Below are 18,718 nucleotides of genomic sequence, written 5' to 3'. Positions count from 1 at the left end.
GTAGCGAACAGTGGAGACTTTGATCGGACTGCTCGTCGCGGCGCCACTGCTGGGCGCGGCGGTGCTGCTGTGCGGCGGCCGGAGGCTGGACCGCACCGGCCACTGGATCGGCACGGCGCTGGCCGCCGCGTCCTTCCTCCTCGGCGCGGTGCTCTTCGCCGACATGCTCGGCCGCGAGGCCGAGGACCGCACCCTGAGCCAGCACGTCTTCAGCTGGATCCCGGTCGGCGGCTTCCAGGCCGACGTGGCCTTCCGGCTCGACCAGCTGTCGATGACCTTCGTCCTGCTGATCACCGGCGTGGGCACGCTCATCCACGTCTACTCGATCGGCTACATGGAGCACGACGAGCGGCGGCGCCGCTTCTTCGGCTACCTGAACCTGTTCCTCACGGCGATGCTCCTGCTCGTCCTCGCCGACAACTACCTGCTGCTGTACGCCGGGTGGGAGGGCGTGGGCCTCGCCTCGTACCTGCTGATCGGCTTCTGGCAGCACAAGCCCAGCGCGGCGACGGCGGCGAAGAAGGCGTTCATCGTCAACCGCGTCGGCGACATCGGCCTGTCCATCGCCATCATGATCATGTTCACCACCTTCGGCACCTTCGCCTTCTCCCCGGTGCTGGAGTCGGTGGGGGAGACGAGCGAGGGCACGGCGACGGCCATCGGCCTGATGCTGCTGCTGGCGGCCTGCGGCAAGTCCGCCCAGGTGCCGCTCCAGTCCTGGCTGGGCGACGCGATGGAGGGCCCGACCCCGGTCTCCGCCCTCATCCACGCCGCGACGATGGTCACCGCCGGCGTCTACCTGATCGTCCGCTCCGGCGCGATCTTCGATGCCGCGCCCGCCGCGCAGACCGCGGTGGTCACCGTCGGCGCGGTCACGCTGCTGTTCGGTGCGATCGTCGGTTGCGCCAAGGACGACATCAAGAAGGCCCTGGCGGGCTCGACGATGTCGCAGATCGGCTACATGGTGCTGGCCGCGGGGCTGGGCCCGATCGGCTACGCCTTCGCGATCATGCACCTGGTCACCCACGGCTTCTTCAAGGCCGGGCTCTTCCTCGGCGCCGGCTCGGTGATGCACGGCATGAACGACGAGGTGGACATGCGCCGCTACGGCGGTCTGCGCAAGTACATGCCCATCACCTTCGCCACCTTCGGGCTGGGCTACCTGGCGATCATCGGTTTCCCCGGTCTGTCCGGCTTCTTCTCCAAGGACAAGATCATCGAGGCGGCCTTCGCCAAGGGTGGCACCGAGGGCTGGATCCTGGGCGGCGCGGCCCTGCTGGGTGCGGCCGTCACCGCGTTCTACATGACGCGCGTGATGCTGATGACGTTCTTCGGCGAGGAGCGCTGGCGCAACGCCCCCACCCCGTCGCCGAAGGAGCCGAGCGTGGAGCCGGCCGCCGAGACCGGGGGCGAGTACGAGGTGCCCCACCCGCACGAGTCCCCGAAGTCGATGACGGTCCCGATGATCGTCCTGGCCTTCGGATCGGTCTTCGCCGGCGGCCTGTTCAGCTGGGGCGAGGCGTTCGTCCACTGGCTGGAGCCGGTCGTCCCCTTCGAGCACGGCCACCCGCCGGTCAGCGCGCTCACCGTCACCGCGGCCACGGTCGTGGCCCTGCTCATCGGTGTCGGCGCCGCCTGGCTGCAGTACGGGCGCAAGCCCGTGCCCGCGCTCGCCCCGCGCGGCTCGCTGCTCACCCGGGCCGCGCGCCGCGACCTGCTCCAGGACGACTTCAACCACGTGGTACTGGTCAAGCCCGGCGAGTACCTCACCCGCGGCCTGGTCTACCTCGACCACAAGGTCGTCGACGGCGCCGTCAACGGCACCGCCGCGGCGGTCGGCGGCCTGTCCGGCCGGTCGCGGCGGATCCAGAACGGTTACGCCCGCAGTTACGCGGTCTCGATGCTCGGCGGTGCGGCGGTCCTGGTCGCCGCGACCCTGCTGATGAGGGCGGTCTGATCCCATGTCATTTCCCCTGCTGACGGCGGTGGCCGCGCTGCCCGCGATCGGCGCGGTCGCCACCGCCGCCGTACCCGCGGCCCGGCGCACCGCCGCCAAGTGGCTGGCGCTGGCCGTCTCCCTGGCCACCCTGGTCCTCGCCGCGGTCGTGGCCTTCCGCTTCGACCCCGGCGGCGACCGCTACCAACTGACCGAGTCGCACACGTGGATCGCCGACTTCGGCGTCCGCTACGAACTGGGCGTGGACGGCATCGGGGTCGCCCTGATCGCCCTGACCGCCCTGCTGATCCCGTTCGTCGTCCTGGCGGGCTGGCACGACGCCGACCCCGTGGAAGAGGCGGCGTCAGGCCGCCGGTGGCGGCCCACCCAGGGCTTCTTCGCGCTGATCCTGGCCGTCGAGGCGATGGTGATCATCTCCTTCGCGGCCACGGACGTCTTCCTCTTCTACGTCTTCTTCGAGGCCATGCTCATCCCGATGTACTTCCTCATCGGGGGTTTCGGGGACCGGGCGGGCGCCCGTGACGAGGCGGAGGCGGCCAAGCAGCGCTCCTACGCGGCCGTGAAGTTCCTGCTCTACAACCTCGCCGGCGGCCTGATCATGCTGGCCGCGGTGATCGGCCTGTACGCCGTCACCGCCGACCAGCTGGGCGAGGGCACCTTCTCCCTCCAGGCGATCGTCGAGGCCCGCGCCTCCGGCGAACTGGCGATGGCACAGAACACCGAGCGGCTGCTGTTCCTCGGCTTCTTCCTCGCCTTCGCGGTCAAGGCGCCGCTGTGGCCGCTGCACACCTGGCTGCCCAACGCCATGGGCGAGTCCACCGCACCGGTCGCGGTCCTCATCACGGCGGTCGTCGACAAGGTCGGCACCTTCGCGATGCTCCGCTTCTGCCTCGGGCTCTTCCCCGAGGCCAGCGCCTGGGCCACCCCGGTGGTGCTGGTGCTGGCGCTGGTCAGCATCATCTACGGCGCCCTGCTCGCCATCGGACAGCGCGACATCAAGCGGCTGATCGCCTACGCGTCGATCTCCCACTTCGGCTTCATCATCCTGGGCATCTTCGCGATGACCAGCCAGGGCCAGGGCGGCGCGACGCTCTACATGGTCAACCACGGGATCTCCACCGCCGCCCTGATGCTGGTCGCCGGCTTCCTGATCTCGCGCCGCGGCTCCCGGCTCATCGCCGACTACGGCGGGGTGCAGAAGGTCGCCCCGGTGCTGGCCGGCACCTTCCTGATCGGTGGACTCGCCACCCTGTCGCTGCCGGGGCTCGCGCCGTTCGTCAGCGAGTTCCTGGTGCTGGTGGGCACGTTCACCCGCTATCCGGCCGCCGGGATCGTCGCCACGTTCGGCATCGTCCTGGCCGCGCTGTACGTGCTGGTGCTCTACCAGCGCACCATGACCGGGCCGGTCAGGCCCGGGGTCGAGCGCATGCCCGACCTGAGGAAGCGCGAACTGGCGGTGGTGGCACCGCTGATCGCCCTGCTGATCCTCCTCGGCGTCTTCCCCAAGCCGCTGACGGACATCGTCAACCCGGCGGTCGAGCACACCCTCTCGGACGTGCAGAAGACCGACCCCGATCCTGAGGTGGAGGCCGCCAAGTGAGCACCACCACGGAACTCACCCTGCGGGCGCAGGAGCTGATCCCCGCGCCCGACATCGAGTACGGGCAACTCGCCCCGGTGCTGATCGTCATCGGCGCCGCCGTCATCGGCGTCCTGTTCGAGGCGTTCCTGCCGCGCCGGGCGCGGTACACCGCCCAGGCGCTGCTGGCGGGCCTGGCCCTGGCGTCGGCCTTCGCGGCCGTCGTCGGGCTGGCCGCGGCCGGGAGGGCCACCACCGAGGCGGGGCTGATCGCCATGGGCGCCCTCGCCGTCGACGGACCGGCCCTCTTCCTGCAGGGCGTGATCCTGCTGGTCTCGCTGGTCGCGCTGCTCACCTTCGCCGAGCGCAGGCTCGACCCGCGGGCGCACGGCAGGCACGTGGACTCCTTCGCCGCCGAGGGCGCGGCCGTGCCCGGCGGCGAGGGCGAGAAGGCGGCGGTGCGGGCCGGCTTCACCACCACCGAGGTCTACCCGCTGCTGCTCTTCGCGGTCGGCGGCATGCTGGTCTTCCCGGCCGCCAACGACCTGCTGACGCTCTTCATCGCGCTGGAGGTCTTCTCCCTGCCGCTGTACGTGCTGTGCGCGCTGGCCCGCCGCAAGCGGCTGATGTCGCAGGAGGCCGCGCTCAAGTACTTCCTGCTGGGCGCCTTCTCCTCCGCCTTCCTGCTCTTCGGCATCGCCCTGCTGTACGGCTACGCGGGCAGCGTGAAGTACGCGGACATCGCCTCGGTCATCGCGGACACCAACCGCGGCACGACCGAGGCGCTCGCCGGGACGACGGGCAACGACGTACTGCTGCTCATCGGCGGCGCGCTGCTGGTGATGGGCCTGCTGTTCAAGGTCGGCGCCGTGCCGTTCCACATGTGGACGCCGGACGTCTACCAGGGCGCCCCGACCCCCGTGACCGGCTTCATGGCCGCCGCCACCAAGGTCGCCGCCTTCGGCGCCCTGCTGCGGCTGCTGTACGTCGTGCTGCCGGGGCTCACCTGGGACTGGCGGCCGGTGATGTGGGGCGTGGCGATCGTGTCGATGCTGGCCGGCGCGGTCATCGCCATCACCCAGACCGACGTCAAACGGCTGCTGGCGTACTCCTCGATCGCGCACGCCGGCTTCATCCTCGCCGGTGTGGTCGCGGCGACGCCCTCCGGCATCTCGTCGGTGCTGTTCTACCTGGCGGCCTACTCCTTCGTCACGCTCGGCGCCTTCGCCGTGGTGACGCTGGTGCGGGACGCGGGCGGCGAGGCCACGCATCTGTCCAAGTGGGCCGGTCTGGGGCGCCGCTCCCCGCTGGTGGCCGCGGTCTTCGCGGTCTTCCTGCTGGCCTTCGCGGGGATCCCGCTGACCTCAGGGTTCGCGGGCAAGTTCGCGGTGTTCAAGGCGGCGGCGGAGGGCGGCGCGGGGGCGCTGGTGGTCGTGGGCGTGATCGCCTCGGCCATCGCGGCGTTCTTCTACATCCGCGTCATCGTCCTGATGTTCTTCAGCGAGCCGAAGGTGGAGGGGCCGTCGGTCGCGGTGCCGAGCCCGCTGACCACCACGGCGATCGCCGTCGGTGTGGCGGTCACCCTGGTGCTGGGCGTGGCCCCGCAGTACTTCCTGGACCTCGCCTCCCAGGCGGGGGTGTTCGCCCGCTGAGGCGCCCGTACGACGGCGCATACGACGGCCGCCCGGCATCCGTGCCGGGCGGCCGTCGTATGAGGGGCACCGTGTGATGCCGTGTGAAGGGCGCTGTGTAAGGGGCGCTGTGTGAGGGGCGTCGCATGAGGTCCGCCCCTCCCTCGGGCGCGCTCACTCGGTGGGGAGCTCCAGACCGCTGGGCAGGTCGCTGGGCAGGTCGCCGACCTCGGGAATCTCGGTGGAGACCTCGGGAACCTCCACCTTGGTGAAGGTGTCGGTGGTGCCCGACTCCCAGGCGACGGTGAGGCTCTCGCCCTTCACGCTCTTCACCGTGCCCTTGGTGCGGTCGGTGCTGCCGTCGGTGCACTTGAGGGCGAAGGTGACCGGGTCGGCGTCGGTGTCCGCCGTGCCCGTGCAGGCGGTCTCGCCCAACAGCGCCACCTGGTCGTCGTTGACGCTCAGCACCATCGCCTTGTCTCCGTCCTTGGCGCTCCAGGTGCCGTTCACCCCGCCGGTCGCCGCCTCCCCGCCGGGGTCGCCGGTGGGTTCGGCGGTCTGCTCGGAGCTCGGCTTCGGCTCGGGCTCCCCGGAGCCGCCGCCGCTTCCGCAGCCGCTCACCAGCAGGGCTGTGGCCAAGGCGGCGGCCGCTCCCGCGTACCGTGCTGATGTGCGCACCTGGTCCCCCTCCATGCGTATCGCCGCGTATCACTGCTTGTTGCAAGGACACGCCAAGCTAGCAGGTGGCACCGGCCGGCGGGCCGGTCCGGAACGAATCCCGGACCGGCGTGCGGGGACCGGTGCGGTGTCAGCTGTTCCGGCCGGTGGCCGGGTGGATGCGGCCGGACACCTCGCCCAGGCCGATGCGGGAACCGTCCGGTCCCGGTGCCCAGGCGGTGATGACGACCTCGTCGCCGTCCTCCAGGAACGTCCGCTTGCCGTCGGGGAGCTCGACCGGGTCGCGGCCGGACCAGGTCAGCTCCAGCAGGCAGCCGCGCTGACGCACCTCCGGGCCGCTGACGGTGCCGGAGGCGAAGAGGTCCCCGGTGCGCAGCGAGGCGCCGTTCACGGTCATGTGGGCGAGCTGCTGGGCGGCCGTCCAGTACATCGCGGAGAACGGCGGCTCGGCGATGGTGTGGCCGTTGAGGGAGACCGAGATCCGCAGATCCAGTCCGCCGGGCTCCCCGCCCGCGGAGTCCTCCAGGTAGTCCAGCAGCGGGTGGGTGCGCCGCGGCGGCTCGGTGCGGGCGGCGTCGAGGGCGTCCAGCGGGGTGACCCAGGGCGAGACGGAGGTCGCGAAGGACTTCCCCAGGAACGGGCCCAGCGGCACGTACTCCCAGGCCTGGATGTCACGCGCCGACCAGTCGTTGACCAGGCAGACACCGAAGACGTGCTCCCGGAAGTCCGACTGCGGCACCGGTTCGCCCAGCCCGGAGGGAGTGCCGACGACGAAGCCGACCTCCGCCTCGATGTCCAGACGGCGGGAGGGGCCGAAGGAGGGGGAGGCATCGTCGGGGGCCTTGCGCTGCCCCTGCGGGCGGACGACGGGGGTGCCGGAGACCACGACGGTGCCGGAGCGGCCGTGGTAGCCGATCGGCAGGTGCTTCCAGTTGGGGGTGAGCGGTTCGCCGCCGGGCCGGAAGATCCGCCCGACGTTGGTGGCGTGGTGCTCGCTGGCGTAGAAGTCGACGTAGTCGGCCACCTCGAAGGGAAGGTGGAGGGTGACGTCCTCGAGCCGGATCAGGTACTGCGTGACGGTGCCGGCGTGCTCGGGCGCGGTCAGCCAGGAACGCAGCTCCGCGCGCACCGCCTGCCAGACCGGGCGGCCCGCCGCCATCAGGGGGTTGAGGTTCGGCTTCTGGAGCAGGCCGGTGTGGGACGAGCCGAACGCGTCGGCGGCCGAGCCCGCGTCCAGGACGTACGGGCCGTAGCGCACGCCGATCCGGCGCAGGTCGGGGTCGTCCTCGGTGGTGAAGACGCCGTAGGGCAGGTTGTCCGGGCCGAAGAGATCGCCTTCGGGCAGTTCGAGCGGGGTCGCGTCGGACATGGGTGAGGTGCCTCGCCTTCGAGGTCGTCGCCGGTCAGGGCCGCGAACAGGCTACGCGGTGGTGATCCGCGGCAGAAGCGACCCGCTGCGGGGCGCGGGGAGGGCCGGGATGCGGCCTCCGTCACAGAGGCAACGCGACGGCTGTGATCGTCTCGGGACCGGCTACGCTGCCAGGGATGATGATGGCGACAGCGGCCCGGCGGTACGGCGACACACCGTGAAGGCCGCGACGAGCCACGTGATCGTTGGCTGATCGTACGCAGACAGGAGTACCCCTCGTGACCGTCGTCGGGCCCTTCGGGCTGAGCGTGCGGGACCAAGCGCTGGAAACCGGTGTCCAGGCGGGGTTGGCGGCTGTCGAGGAGGGTCTCATCGAGGCCACCAAGAGCGGCGTGCCCTTCATAACCGAAGCCGCGCAGCATCTGGTGCGGGCCGGCGGGAAGCGATTCCGCCCGCTGCTGGTGATGCTGGCGGCGCAGTTCGGCGATCCGCACGCCCCCGGGGTGGTGCCCTCGGCGGTGGTCGTGGAGCTGACGCATCTGGCGACGCTCTACCACGACGACGTGATGGACGAGGCGGACGTGCGGCGCGGAGTGCCCAGCGCCAACGCCCGCTGGGACAACTCCGTGGCCGTCCTCACCGGTGACTTCCTCTTCGCCCGGGCCTCGCACATCCTGGCCGACCTGGGACCGGAGGCGGTCCGGATCCAGGCCGAGGCGTTCGAGCGGCTGGTGACCGGACAGATCCTGGAGACGGCGGGACCGCGGGAGGGCGACGACCCGATCGCCCACTACCTCGACGTGATCGCGGGCAAGACCGGCTCGCTGATCGCGGTGGCCGGACGCTTCGGCGCGATGATGTCGGGCGCGGACGAGAACGTCGTGGACATCCTCACCCAGTACGGGGAGCGGATCGGCACCGCCTTCCAGCTCGCCGACGACGTACTCGACATCGCCAGCGACTCCCACGAGTCCGGCAAGACACCCGGCACGGATCTGCGGGAGGGCATCGCGACGCTGCCGGTCCTGCGCCTGCGCGCCCGCGCGGCCGACGGCGGTTCGCCGGAGGACCTGGCCCTGTGCGCGCTGCTGGACGGCGACCTGAGCGACGACGCCCGGCATGCCGAGGCGCTGGCGGGACTCCGTGCCCATCCGGCGCTGGAGGAGGCCCGGCGTGACACGATCCGCTGTGCGGATGAGGCCCGCAACGTACTGGCGCCCCTGCCGGACTGCGCGGCCAAGGAGGCCCTCTCCTATCTGTGCGACTCGGTGGTACACCGCGCGGGCTGACCGCGCCGGGGATCCCGTTCCCCCCGGCCCGGACGGGTCCGTACGCCTCGGGAAGGGGGTGTCGGACCGCGTGCGGCGCCGATGGGACGAGGCGGTGCCGGTGGTGTCATACCCCGGGAGTAGATCGGCTCGACCCTGTCGGCTGACGCCCTGTCCGGAGCAATTTGGTGGGATTGACACCGTCACCCCGCACCGGAATAGGTGAGAATGGCGGCCAGGGGTTGACGAGTGCGACGCACCAATGAACCGCCGCCGATCACGGAGGTAAGGGCACACATGGCACGGACCCGACCGATGAAGAAGGCGTTGCGTTACGCGGTGCCGGCCACCGTGGCCGGAGCGGCGGTGGCGGCCGTCGGCCTCGTACCGGCACTGGCCAGTTCCGGCGACAGCCCGGATCTGCCGAGGATCACCGCCGAGGAACTGGCCGCGAAGATCGCGGCCTCGGACACCCAGCAGCTGTCCGGGACGGTGAGGATCACCACCGATCTCGGTCTGCCCGCCCTGCCCGGCATGGGCTCGGGCGGTCACGGCGGCGGCCGGGAGAACGGCGCCGGGGAGAACGGCGGGCAGGGGGCCGGGGACGCCGATCCGCGCGGCAGGCTCACCGAACTGGCCTCCGGCTCCCACACCCTGCGCGTGGCGGTGGACGGACCGGACAGACAGCGTCTGTCGATCGTGGAGAAGGCCGCGGAGTACAGCCTCATCCGCAACGGCGGCGACGTGTGGGCGTACGACAGCGCCACGAACACCGTCCATCACACCGTCCTCCCGCGGGAGGACGGGCGGGGCGCCGGCCCGGGGAAGACCCCCGGAGGACTGGAGAAGGTGACCCCGCAGAAGGCCGCCCAGGAGGTTCTCAAAGCCGTCGACGCCACCACCTCGGTCACCGTCGACGGTACGGCGAAGGTCGCCGGTCAGGACGCCCACCAACTGCTGATCGAGCCGAAGCAGCCGGACAGCACGGTCGGGTCGGTGCGGATCGCGGTGGACGCGGACAGCGGTGTGCCGCTGAAGTTCACCCTGACTCCCAAGGGCGGCGGGAAGGCCGCCGTCGACGTGGGCTTCACCGAGGTGGACTTCGCCGAGCCGGACGCCGGCACCTTCGACTTCAAGCCGCCGAAGGGCGCGAAGGTCACCGAGGAGAAGCCGGACGGCGCACGGAACGGCTCCGGCAAGACGCCGCACAAGGACGGCAAGGACGGCAGGGGCGGCGACGGCAAGGGCCGGGACGGTGCCGGGGGGCTGCCGTCCGGCCTGGACGTCCTCGGTGAGGGCTGGGGCTCGGTCGCCCGGATCGAACTGCCCGGCAGGGGTCCGGTGCCCGGCACGGGCGCCGGGCAGGAGACGGCGCCCGAGGCGCGCAAGCTGCTCGACGGCTTCACCGAGGAGGTCAAGGGAGACTTCGGCACCGGCCGGTTCTTCGGCACCCGCCTCGTCAACGCCCTGATCACCGACGACGGCACCGTGTACGTCGGAGCCGTCACCCGTGAGGGCCTGGTCAAGGCGGCGGACTCCGCCGGCGGAGCCGGGTAGCACGCCCGCCGCCCGGTCCCGCTGCCCGTCCGCGAGACGGTGCGGCGGGACCGGTGCGGCACCGCCGCACCGCACCGTCCCCCCGACCCCGGGAAGCGCCATGCAGCCACCGCCCGCTCCGGACACGGTCGTCGAGGCCCGCGGACTCACCAAGCGGTACCGCGGCGGACAGCTCGCCGTCGCCGCCTCACTGGTCGGTCTGGCAGCGCTGGGGCTGTTCGTCTCGACCCTGACCAACAGCGGTATCGCAGCCATGGCCACCACCGTCGGCCTGCTGATCACCGTGCAGATCCTCGGTGCGATCCCACAACTGGACGCGATCCATCCGTACCTCTTCCCCCACCAACGGATGTCCTTCGCCGACATCCTGCGCGATCCCGTCCACTGGGACGGCCTGCTCGACAACCTCCGCCTCCAGGGGCTGTACGCGGCCGTCTTCGGCTCCGCCGCATGGGCTCGCTTCGCCGGCCGGGACATCACCGTCTGAGTGCCGCCCCGGCCGTCGGCCGACGGCCGGGGCGGCGTTCTCATGACACGCAGAACTCGTTGCCCTCGGGATCCGCCATCACCGTCCACTCGCCGCCGGGCTCCCTCACCTGCCGTATGACCGTCGCGCCCAGGCCTTCCAGCCGGGCAACGGTCCCCTCGCGTCGCCCGGGGCCCGAATGGACATCGATGTGCAGGCGGTTCTTGACCGTCTTCGGCTCCGGGACGCGCTGGAAGAGCAGCCGCCGTCCCAGCCCGGCGCCGCTGTCGGGGTCGGCCGGGTCCTCCGGGTGGCGCGCCGCGGCCAGGTCGCACCAGGCGCGGCGGCCGTGGTGCTCGACCAGGATGTCCTCGCCCACGACGCCGAGACCGAGCAGACGCTCGATCAGGACGCTGTTGTCCTCCACCGGATGGCCCAGGGCCGTGGCCCAGAAGTCGGCCTGCCGGTGCGGGTCCGCGCAGTCGATCACCAGCTTCCAGCCCAGCACCTCCTGAGCCCTGTCCGTCGTGTTCGTCCCGCCCGATGTCTCCGTCATCGCCCCGTCTCCCGTCCGCCGGACTTCTTCCCTTTGGTCGGTAACCAGTTATATTGGTTACGTGACGGAGTCCGCAATGGGTCTTGTGCTGCACTCACCCGAAGGAGTGCCCTATCGCTTCGATCCGGGGTCCCTGTGCCTGGAACTGCTGCCGACGGGCGGGTCCGGGAGTTACGCGCGCTACGAGGTGCTGCACGAGCCGGCGAACCTCGTGGTCTGGGCCGCCCGCTCCCGGCTGCGCCCCGCGCCCTCGATCGAGGTGACGCAGGCCGAGCTGGCCGCCGCCAGGGAGCTGCGCGCCGCGCTGTGGCGGATGGCGGTGGACCGGGCGCACGGCCGTACGCCGCGCCCGCAGGATGTGGCGGCGGTCAACGAGGCCGCTTCCCGTCCGCCGCTGCCGGTGCGGTTGCGGCAGGACGGCGGGCGGGGCTGGGCGAGGGAGTGGGGGCCGGACGCGACGGGCACGCAACTGCTCTCGACCGTCGCGCGCGACGCCGTCGACCTGTTCGGCGGCCCGTACGCCCACCGGATACGGGAGTGCGCCTCGGACGACTGCCGTCTGGTCTTCGTGGACACCTCGCGTCCCGGCCGCCGCCGCTGGTGCTCGATGGAGCGCTGCGGCAACCGCCACAAGGTCCGGGCGCTGCGCGCCCGCCGCGGGGAGCGCGGGGAGCATGAGGAGCACGGGGAAGGGGGGTGACCGGAGTCCGGCTGCGACCGCCCGCCCCGCCGCCCACAGCCCCACCGGCCCGCGGGGACGGACGCGCCCGCCGGCGCGGTCGCGCCGGCGGGCGGTGGTGCTCGGACCCGGCGGTGCGGACTCGGGGTCCGGGCGGGCCGGGAGGCGGGGCCGAGGGAGCCGGACGGATCAGAAGGTGAGCTTCCAGCTGTTGATGTAGCCGGAGTCGGTGCGGTAGACGTCCCTCACCCGCAGCTTCCAGGTGCCGGAGGCCGTCTCGGAGGAGGCGTCGACGGTGTAGGACGCCCGGACGTCGTCGCCCGAGTCCCAGCCGGAGTTCTTCAGCCGGTAGGTGCTCCCGTCCGGGGCCACCAGGTCGATGACGAGGTCACCGCGGTAGGTGTGGACGATGTCCACGTCCACCTTCAGGTCGCCGGGAGCGTTGCCGGACCTGTTCACCGTGATCGGCGACTCCACGGTGCCCGGGTCCGGGATGGCGTGGTCGTCGGTGTTCTCGAAGACGTCGCCGTCCGGCGGGGTGGTGGTGCCCGAACTCAGCGTCCACACCGCGTGGGCGGCGGCGTCGCTGTTGCGGTCCAGGGCGGTGTCGTTGATGTTGGCGGTGGTGTCGCAGGAGGAGTGGTAGCAGCGGTCGAAGGACTGCCCGGCGGTGCCGCCCCATTTCTGCGCCTGAGCGCTGGTCTTGACGCGCCCGGCACCGGTGAACAGCCCGCCGACGGGGACACCGGCGCTCTTGAACGGGGCGTGGTCGGAGCGTCCGTCGCCCTCCGTCTCGATCTCGGTCGGGACGCCCTCGGCGGCGAACCAGTCCTTGAAGACCTTCTCGATGGCCGGGTCGTCGTCGTAGACGAAGTAGCCGGCGTTCGGCGAGCCGATCATGTCGAAGTTGAGGTAGCCGTCGATCTTCGACCGTTCCGTGGAGGAGAGGCTGTTGACGTAGTGCCGCGATCCCACCAGACCCAGTTCCTCGGCGCCCCACCAGGCGAACCGCAGGTGCTTGTCGGGCTGGTACCCCGCACGGGCCACGGCGAGGGCGGTCTCCAGGACGGCGGCGGAACCGGAGCCGTTGTCGTTGATGCCGGCGCCGCTGCTGACCGAGTCCAGGTGTGCTCCGGACATGAGGACGGCGCCGGTGTCGCCCCCGGGCCAGTCGGCGATGAGGTTGTAGCCGGTGGTCCCGTTGTAGGTGAACTGCTGGAGGGACGTGGTGTAGCCGGCGGCGTCCAGCTTGCCCCTGACGTAGTCGACCGAAGCCCGGTAGCCGGGGCGGCCGTGGGCGCGGTTGCCGCCGTTGGCGTTCGCGATCGTCTGGAACTGCGAGAGGTGCGCCTTGACGTTGGTCAGCGGGATGTCCGGTGCCGCTGCGGCCGGGGCGGCCTCGGCCGTGGCCGGGGCGGTCGTCGCGGTGAGCAGTCCGGCGGCGAGCGCACCGGCGAGTCCGGCTCCGAGAACGGCGCGGCGGAAGGGGGATCTTCGGGGGAGCCGTCGTCCGGCGGGAGTGGGCATCATGCCTCCTGTGAGGGGTTGACGTGGGCATGATGTTGATAGTGCGTCAGTGCGCCGTCAAGGGCGGAATCCGGACATATGCGTTCGAATATCGGACGGTTCTGCGCTGACGTGCCACCGACTCGCGGCGCGCCTCGAAATGGCCGGTTCCGGCCGTTCCCCCCTTTGGAATTCTCTTAGGGAGGACCGGCCGGAACCGGTCAGACGGCCACGGCCGGCCTCCCGGGATCAGTTTTTCGCGGGGTCCGACGATGTGCCGGCCGCCGCCGGGTGCTCCCCCGGGCGGCCTGCTCCCCCGGGCGCCGCGCTTTTGGCCTCCGCGGCCTCCGCGGCCTCCGCGGCCCCCGCCCGCGGTGCCCGCGCGGACGCCGCCGCGGCAGCCGCCCGCAGGCGTGCCCGCGAACGGCGTGCGGTGCGCAGGGCGTCCCAGGTGAGCAGGCACAGCGCGGTCCAGACGAGCAGGAAGCCGGCCCAGCGCTCGGGCGGCATCTCCTCGTCGAAGGCCAGCAGGCCCAGCAGGAACATCGAGGCGGGCGCAAGGTACTGCAGCAGGCCGATCGTGGACAGCGGCAGCCGTACGGCGGCTCCGCCGAAGAAGATCAGCGGCAGTGCGGTGGCCAGCCCGGCGAAGGAGAGCAGCAGCGTGTGCCCGGTGCCCTCGGTGGTGAAGGTGGCCTCGCCCCGCGAACCCAGGAAGACCAGGAAGGCGACGGCGGGCAGGAACTGCACGGCCGTCTCGGCCCCGAAGCTCGCCACCCCGTCCAGCCGGACCCCCTTCTTGATCAGCCCGTAGAGCGCGAAGCTGACGGCCAGGGCGAGCGAGAGCCAGGGCAGCCGACCGTATGCGACGGTCATCACCCCTACCGCCAGCGCTCCGATGCCGACGGCCACCCACTGGGCGGGCCGCAGTCGCTCGCGCAGCAGCAGGACGCCGAAGGCGATCGATATCAGCGGGTTGATGAAGTAGCCGAGCGACGCCTCGATGACCTTCCCGGCCCCCACGGCCCAGATGAACAGGCCCCAGTTGACCGAGATCAACCCGGCCGCCAGGGCGATCAGAGCGAGCCTGCGGGGGTCGCGCAGCAGCGGGCGCACCCACGCCCAGCGGCGCAGCGCGGCCAGGATGAGCAGGGCGGTGGGCAGCGACCACGCCATCCGGTGGGCCAGGACCTCGGTGGCGCCGGCGGGCTCCAGCAGCGCCCAGTACAGCGGTAGCAGGCCCCACATCCCGTAGGCGGCGAAGCCGAACAACAGTCCTGTGCGCTGCTCGCCCTGCGACTCCAACGTTCCTCCTCGGGGGTGGCCGGTCCGGCCGGACCGGCCTGGCTGACCGACCTCAAGACGGTAGCGCCGTACGCCCCCGCTGTCATTCCCGTTCCGACGTACGGTGCTTACGCATCGTGCTCCGTCCCGCACGCTCGGCCCACCCCGGCCGAACCCCGGCCGAACCCCGGCCGACCCCTGGCGGGGATCCCGCGTCGTCCGAACGGCCGAGAGGCCGGTCCCGCCAGGCGGAACCGGCCCCTCACATGGGCGAACGCGTCGTCAGCCCACGACTGTCCAGGTGTCGCTGCCGGCCAGGAGCGCACCGAGGTCTCCCTTGCCGTTCTGCACGACGGCCTTCTCCAACTGCTCGGCCATCAGGGTGTCGTAGACCGGGCGGCGCACGTCCCGCAGGACGCCGATGGGGGTGCGGTGCAGGGTGTCGGCGTCGGCGAGCCGGGAGAGGGCGAAGGCGGTCGTCGGGGAGGCCGCGTGGGCGTCGTGGACCAGGACGGCGTCGGTGCCCTCCGCCGTGACGTCGACCACCTTCAGGTCTCCGGTGGCCTGGTCGCGGACCACGCCCTTGGAACCCAGGCCGTCGCCTCCCCGCTCTGCTCCGAACGGCGCGCCGAAGCGGATCGGCTGTCCGTGCTCCAGCCGGATCACGGCCTCCTGGGCCTGTTCCTTGTCCTTGAGCGCCTCGAAGGCGCCGTCGTTGAAGATGTTGCAGTTCTGGTAGATCTCCACCAGGGCGGTGCCCGGGTGGTCGGCGGCCGCGCGCAGCACGCTCGTGAGGTGCTTGCGGTCGGAGTCGACGGTACGGGCCACGAAGGACGCCTCCGCGCCGATCGCCAGCGACACCGGGTTGAAGGGCGCGTCCAGCGAACCCATCGGAGTCGACTTGGTGATCTTGCCCACCTCGGAGGTGGGGGAGTACTGGCCCTTGGTGAGTCCGTAGATCCGGTTGTTGAACAGCAGGATCTTCAGGTTCACGTTCCGGCGCAGAGCGTGGATGAGGTGGTTGCCGCCGATGGACAGCGCGTCGCCGTCACCGGTGACCACCCACACCGACAGGTCCGGCCGGGAGGAGGCCAGCCCGGTGGCGATGGCCGGGGCGCGACCGTGGATGGAGTGCATCCCGTAGGTGTTCATGTAGTACGGGAAGCGGGAGGAGCAGCCGATGCCGGAGACGAAGACGATGTTCTCCTTCGCCAGCCCGAGTTCGGGCATGAAGCCCTGGACGGCGGCCAGGACGGCGTAGTCGCCGCAGCCGGGGCACCAGCGGACCTCCTGGTCGGACTTGAAGTCCTTCATGGTCTGCTTGCCGTCGGCCTTGGGGACCAGGGAGAGCGCCTCGAAGGCGGGCGCCTGCGTCGTGGTCTCAGCCATCGATGGCCTCCTTCAGAACGGTGGCGAGTTGCTCGGCCTTGAACGGCAGGCCGGTCACCTGCGTGAACGACTGGGCGTCGACCAGATACCTCGCCCGCAGCAGGGTGGCCAGCTGTCCGAGGTTCATCTCGGGGACGACCACCTTGTCGTAGCGCTTCAGCACCTCGCCGAGATTGCCGGGGAAGGGGTTGATGTGGCGCAGATGGGTCTGGGCGACCTTCTCGCCCGCGGCGCGCAGGCGGCGCACCGCGGCGGTGATCGGCCCGTAGGTGGAGCCCCATCCCAGCACCAGCACCCTCGCCTCGCCGGTGGGGTCGTCGACGAGGGCGTCCGGCACCTCGACGCCGTCGACCTTGGCCTGACGGGTGCGGACCATGAAGTCGTGGTTGGCCGGGTCGTAGGAGATGTTGCCCGTGCCGTCCTGCTTCTCGATGCCGCCGATGCGGTGCTCCAGGCCCGGCGTGCCCGGGACGGCCCAGGGACGCGCCAGGGTCTGCGGGTCGCGCTTGTACGGCCAGAAGACCTCGGTGCCGGCCTCGGTGGTGTGGTTCGGTCCGGACGCGAACCGCACCCGCAGGTCGGGCAGCTCGTCGGGCTCAGGGATCCGCCACGGCTCGGAGCCGTTGGCCAGGTAGCCGTCGCTCAGCAGGAAGACCGGGGTGCGGTACGTCAGCGCGATCCGGGCCGCGTCCAGCGCCGCGGTGAAGCAGTCACCGGGGGTGGCCGGGGCGACGATCGGCACCGGCGCCTCGCCGTTGCGCCCGTACATCGCCTGGAGCAGGTCGGCCTGCTCGGTCTTGGTCGGCAGGCCCGTCGAGGGGCCGCCGCGCTGGATGTCCACGATCAGCAGCGGCAGCTCCAGGGAGACCGCCAGCCCGATCGTCTCCGACTTCAGCGCCACCCCGGGGCCGGAGGTGGTGGTCACCGCCAGCGCCCCGCCGAAGGCGGCGCCCAGCGCGGCGCCGATGCCCGCGATCTCGTCCTCGGCCTGGAAGGTGCGCACGCCGAAGTTCTTGTGGCGGCTCAGCTCGTGGAGGATGTCCGAGGCCGGGGTGATCGGATAAGAGCCCAGATACAGCGGAAGGTCCGCCTGCTGAGACGCGGCGATCAGCCCGTAGGACAGCGCCAGATTGCCGGAGATGTTGCGGTAGGTGCCCGGGGGGAAGGCGGCCGACGCCGGGGCGACCTCGTAGGAGACGGCGAAGTCCTCGGTGGTCTCGCCGAAGTTCCAGCCCGCCCGGAAGGCGGCCACGTTCGCCTCGGCCACCTGCGGCTTCCTCGCGAACTTCCTGCGCAGGAAGGACTCGGTGCCCTCGGTGGGCCGGTGGTACATCCAGCTCAGCAGGCCCAGCGCGAACATGTTCTTGGCCCGCTCGGCGTCCCGGCGGGCCAGACCGGAGTCCTTCAGCGCCTCGATCGTCAGCGTCGTCAGCGGCACCGGATGCACCCGGTATGCGTCCAGCGAGCCGTCCTCCAGCGGGCTGGCGGCGTAGCCCACCTTGGCCATCGCCCGCTTGGTGAACTCGTCGGTGTTGACGATGACCTCAGCGCCCCGCGGCAGGTCGGGCAGGTTCGCCTTCAGCGCGGCCGGGTTCATCGCCACCAGCACGTCCGGCGCGTCGCCGGGGGTGAGGATGTCGTGGTCGGCGAAGTGCAGCTGGAAGGACGACACCCCCGGCAGCGTCCCGGCGGGCGCCCGGATCTCGGCGGGGAAGTTGGGCAGCGTGGACAGATCGTTGCCGAAGGCCGCCGTCTCCGAGGTGAACCGGTCGCCCGTCAGCTGCATACCGTCACCGGAGTCGCCGGCGAAACGGATGATGACCCGCTCCAGCCGCCGAACCTCCTTGGCCGGTGAGCCGGGCGAGGGCTGCTGATCGGCTGGGCTACTGACCTGGCTGGTCACTGGACTGGACCTCCCTTGAGGCGGCGGCTCGTCAGCCATCGTACGTGGGTAAGGGTGACCTTCCTGAGGCTGGTCACATGGTGGACGTTCGGATGAGACGACACTCGGGGACGTGGGTATATTCCGGCGCCGCTCTGGAGCCCTTCTGGAGCCCCCGGCCGGAACCGCCGCCGGACTTACGACCTGAGGTACGTCAGCACGGCCAGCACCCGGCGGTGGTCCTCGCCGCCCGGTGCCAGGCCCAGCTTCAGGAAGATGTTGCCGACGTGCTTCTCCACCGCTCCGTCGCTGACCACCAGCTGCCGGGCGATCGCGGAGTTCGTACGGCCCTCGGCCATCAGACCCAGCACCTCGCGTTCACGTGGCGTGAGCCCCGCCAGCACGTCCTGTCTGCGGCTGCGGCCGAGCAGCTGCGCGACCACCTCGGGGTCGAGCGCCGTGCCGCCGCGGGCCACCCGGACCACCGCGTCCGCGAACTCGCGGACATCGGCGACCCGGTCCTTGAGCAGATAGCCCACGCCCCGGCCGGAACCCGCCAGCAGCTCGGTGGCGTACTGCTCCTCCACGTACTGCGACAGCACCAGCACCGCCAGAGCCGGATGACAGGCGCGCAGCCGGACGGCCGCCCGCAGCCCCTCGTCGGTGTGCGACGGCGGCATCCGCACGTCCGCCACCACCACGTCCGGCAGCTCGCCCGCGTCGGCCAGCTCGCCGACGACCTTCACCAGCGCCTCGCCGTCGCCGACACCCGCTACGACCTCGTGACCGCGATCGCCGAGCAGGCGCGTCAGACCCTCTCTGAGCAGCACCGAATCCTCGGCGATGACCACCCGCACCCTGTCCCTCACGTCCTCCACGGCTCCCCCTTGCCCCCGTCGTCCGAACGCTGTGCACGA

The 18,718-nt window shown here is 71.4% G+C and carries 14 protein-coding genes and 1 pseudogene; 7 read left to right on the top strand and 8 right to left on the bottom strand.

Translation table 11 applies throughout. The features are described 5' to 3' along the window. The first annotated feature begins 10 nt into the window (after nucleotides 1-10). Genes nuoL through nuoN form a run of 3 tightly spaced genes read left to right on the top strand, consistent with a single transcriptional unit; the run spans nucleotide 11 to nucleotide 5,188 of the window. Nucleotides 11-1,957 carry an NADH-quinone oxidoreductase subunit L gene (gene nuoL, locus CUT83_RS26440; RefSeq protein ID WP_101258345.1) on the top strand — a complete coding sequence of 649 codons (1,947 nt, stop codon included), beginning with the start codon at nucleotides 11-13 and terminating at the stop codon, nucleotides 1,955-1,957. A 4-nt stretch (nucleotides 1,958-1,961) separates the two neighbouring features. Continuing rightward, nucleotides 1,962-3,557 (top strand): NADH-quinone oxidoreductase subunit M, encoded by a 1,596-nt coding sequence (locus CUT83_RS26435; protein WP_101258344.1) that lies wholly within the window; start codon nucleotides 1,962-1,964, stop codon nucleotides 3,555-3,557. Then, nucleotides 3,554-5,188 carry an NADH-quinone oxidoreductase subunit NuoN gene (gene nuoN / locus CUT83_RS26430; RefSeq protein ID WP_101258343.1) on the top strand — a complete coding sequence of 545 codons (1,635 nt, stop codon included), beginning with the start codon at nucleotides 3,554-3,556 and terminating at the stop codon, nucleotides 5,186-5,188. The genes CUT83_RS26435 and nuoN overlap by 4 nt, the downstream gene beginning before the upstream one ends. Before the next feature lie 153 nt (nucleotides 5,189-5,341). Here the strand turns inward: nuoN and CUT83_RS26425 are convergent, their stop codons facing one another. Together CUT83_RS26425 and fahA are read right to left on the bottom strand one after the other, a co-directional pair. Beyond that, nucleotides 5,342-5,845, bottom strand: a complete 504-nt coding sequence (locus tag CUT83_RS26425) for a hypothetical protein (RefSeq protein ID WP_143688628.1) — start codon at nucleotides 5,843-5,845, stop codon at nucleotides 5,342-5,344. A 130-nt stretch (nucleotides 5,846-5,975) separates the two neighbouring features. Further along, nucleotides 5,976-7,214: a fumarylacetoacetase gene (gene fahA / locus CUT83_RS26420; protein ID WP_101258341.1), complete on the bottom strand. Its 1,239-nt coding sequence runs from the start codon at nucleotides 7,212-7,214 to the stop codon at nucleotides 5,976-5,978. 278 nt (nucleotides 7,215-7,492) lie between these two features. Between fahA and CUT83_RS26415 the strand changes: the two genes are divergently transcribed. The 3 genes and pseudogenes from CUT83_RS26415 to CUT83_RS26405 all read left to right on the top strand — a co-directional run. After that, nucleotides 7,493-8,503 (top strand): polyprenyl synthetase family protein, encoded by a 1,011-nt coding sequence (locus CUT83_RS26415; RefSeq protein WP_101258340.1) that lies wholly within the window; start codon nucleotides 7,493-7,495, stop codon nucleotides 8,501-8,503. Between the two features lie 276 nt (nucleotides 8,504-8,779). Continuing rightward, the gene (locus tag CUT83_RS26410; RefSeq protein WP_101258339.1) at nucleotides 8,780-10,039 is read left to right on the top strand and encodes a LolA family protein; all 1,260 of its coding nucleotides are present in this window, start codon (nucleotides 8,780-8,782) and stop codon (nucleotides 10,037-10,039) included. 172 nt (nucleotides 10,040-10,211) lie between these two features. Continuing rightward, nucleotides 10,212-10,526 (top strand): annotated as a pseudogene (locus CUT83_RS26405) (ABC transporter permease); the annotation flags it as partial. A 40-nt stretch (nucleotides 10,527-10,566) separates the two neighbouring features. Here the strand turns inward: CUT83_RS26405 and CUT83_RS26400 are convergent. After that, nucleotides 10,567-11,061: a VOC family protein gene (locus CUT83_RS26400; protein WP_101258338.1), complete on the bottom strand. Its 495-nt coding sequence runs from the start codon at nucleotides 11,059-11,061 to the stop codon at nucleotides 10,567-10,569. Between the two features lie 76 nt (nucleotides 11,062-11,137). On the opposite strand from CUT83_RS26400, the gene CUT83_RS26395 reads away from it, so the two are divergent. Then, a complete protein-coding gene (locus tag CUT83_RS26395; RefSeq protein ID WP_101258337.1) occupies nucleotides 11,138-11,761 on the top strand; it encodes a CGNR zinc finger domain-containing protein in 624 nt (207 codons plus the stop codon). A 168-nt stretch (nucleotides 11,762-11,929) separates the two neighbouring features. On the opposite strand, the gene CUT83_RS26390 is transcribed toward CUT83_RS26395, so the two are convergent. From CUT83_RS26390 to CUT83_RS26370, 5 genes are all read right to left on the bottom strand, one after another. Then, nucleotides 11,930-13,270, bottom strand: coding sequence for a M28 family peptidase (locus CUT83_RS26390; RefSeq protein ID WP_241524828.1), 1,341 nt, complete (start codon nucleotides 13,268-13,270; stop codon nucleotides 11,930-11,932). 225 nt (nucleotides 13,271-13,495) lie between these two features. After that, entirely contained in the window at nucleotides 13,496-14,551 is a 1,056-nt protein-coding gene (gene rarD / locus CUT83_RS26385) for an EamA family transporter RarD (protein ID WP_101258336.1), read from the bottom strand. A gap of 261 nt (nucleotides 14,552-14,812) precedes the next feature. Then, complete coding sequence (locus tag CUT83_RS26380) at nucleotides 14,813-15,919, bottom strand: 2-oxoacid:ferredoxin oxidoreductase subunit beta (protein ID WP_101258335.1); 1,107 nt, start codon at nucleotides 15,917-15,919, stop codon at nucleotides 14,813-14,815. After that, the gene (locus CUT83_RS26375; RefSeq protein ID WP_420882401.1) at nucleotides 15,912-17,822 is read right to left on the bottom strand and encodes a 2-oxoacid:acceptor oxidoreductase subunit alpha; all 1,911 of its coding nucleotides are present in this window, start codon (nucleotides 17,820-17,822) and stop codon (nucleotides 15,912-15,914) included. The genes CUT83_RS26380 and CUT83_RS26375 overlap by 8 nt, the downstream gene beginning before the upstream one ends. Before the next feature lie 176 nt (nucleotides 17,823-17,998). Next, nucleotides 17,999-18,658, bottom strand: a complete 660-nt coding sequence (locus CUT83_RS26370) for a response regulator transcription factor (protein ID WP_277347708.1) — start codon at nucleotides 18,656-18,658, stop codon at nucleotides 17,999-18,001. Between the last annotated feature and the right edge of the window lie 60 nt (nucleotides 18,659-18,718).

Origin of the sequence: Streptomyces barkulensis (assembly GCF_002843305.1) — a bacterium.
GTDB classification, from domain to species: Bacteria; Actinomycetota; Actinomycetes; order Streptomycetales; family Streptomycetaceae; genus Streptomyces; species Streptomyces barkulensis.
The sequence above is the reverse complement of the archived record's forward strand: the minus strand, read 5'-3'. Positions and strand labels throughout refer to the sequence as shown.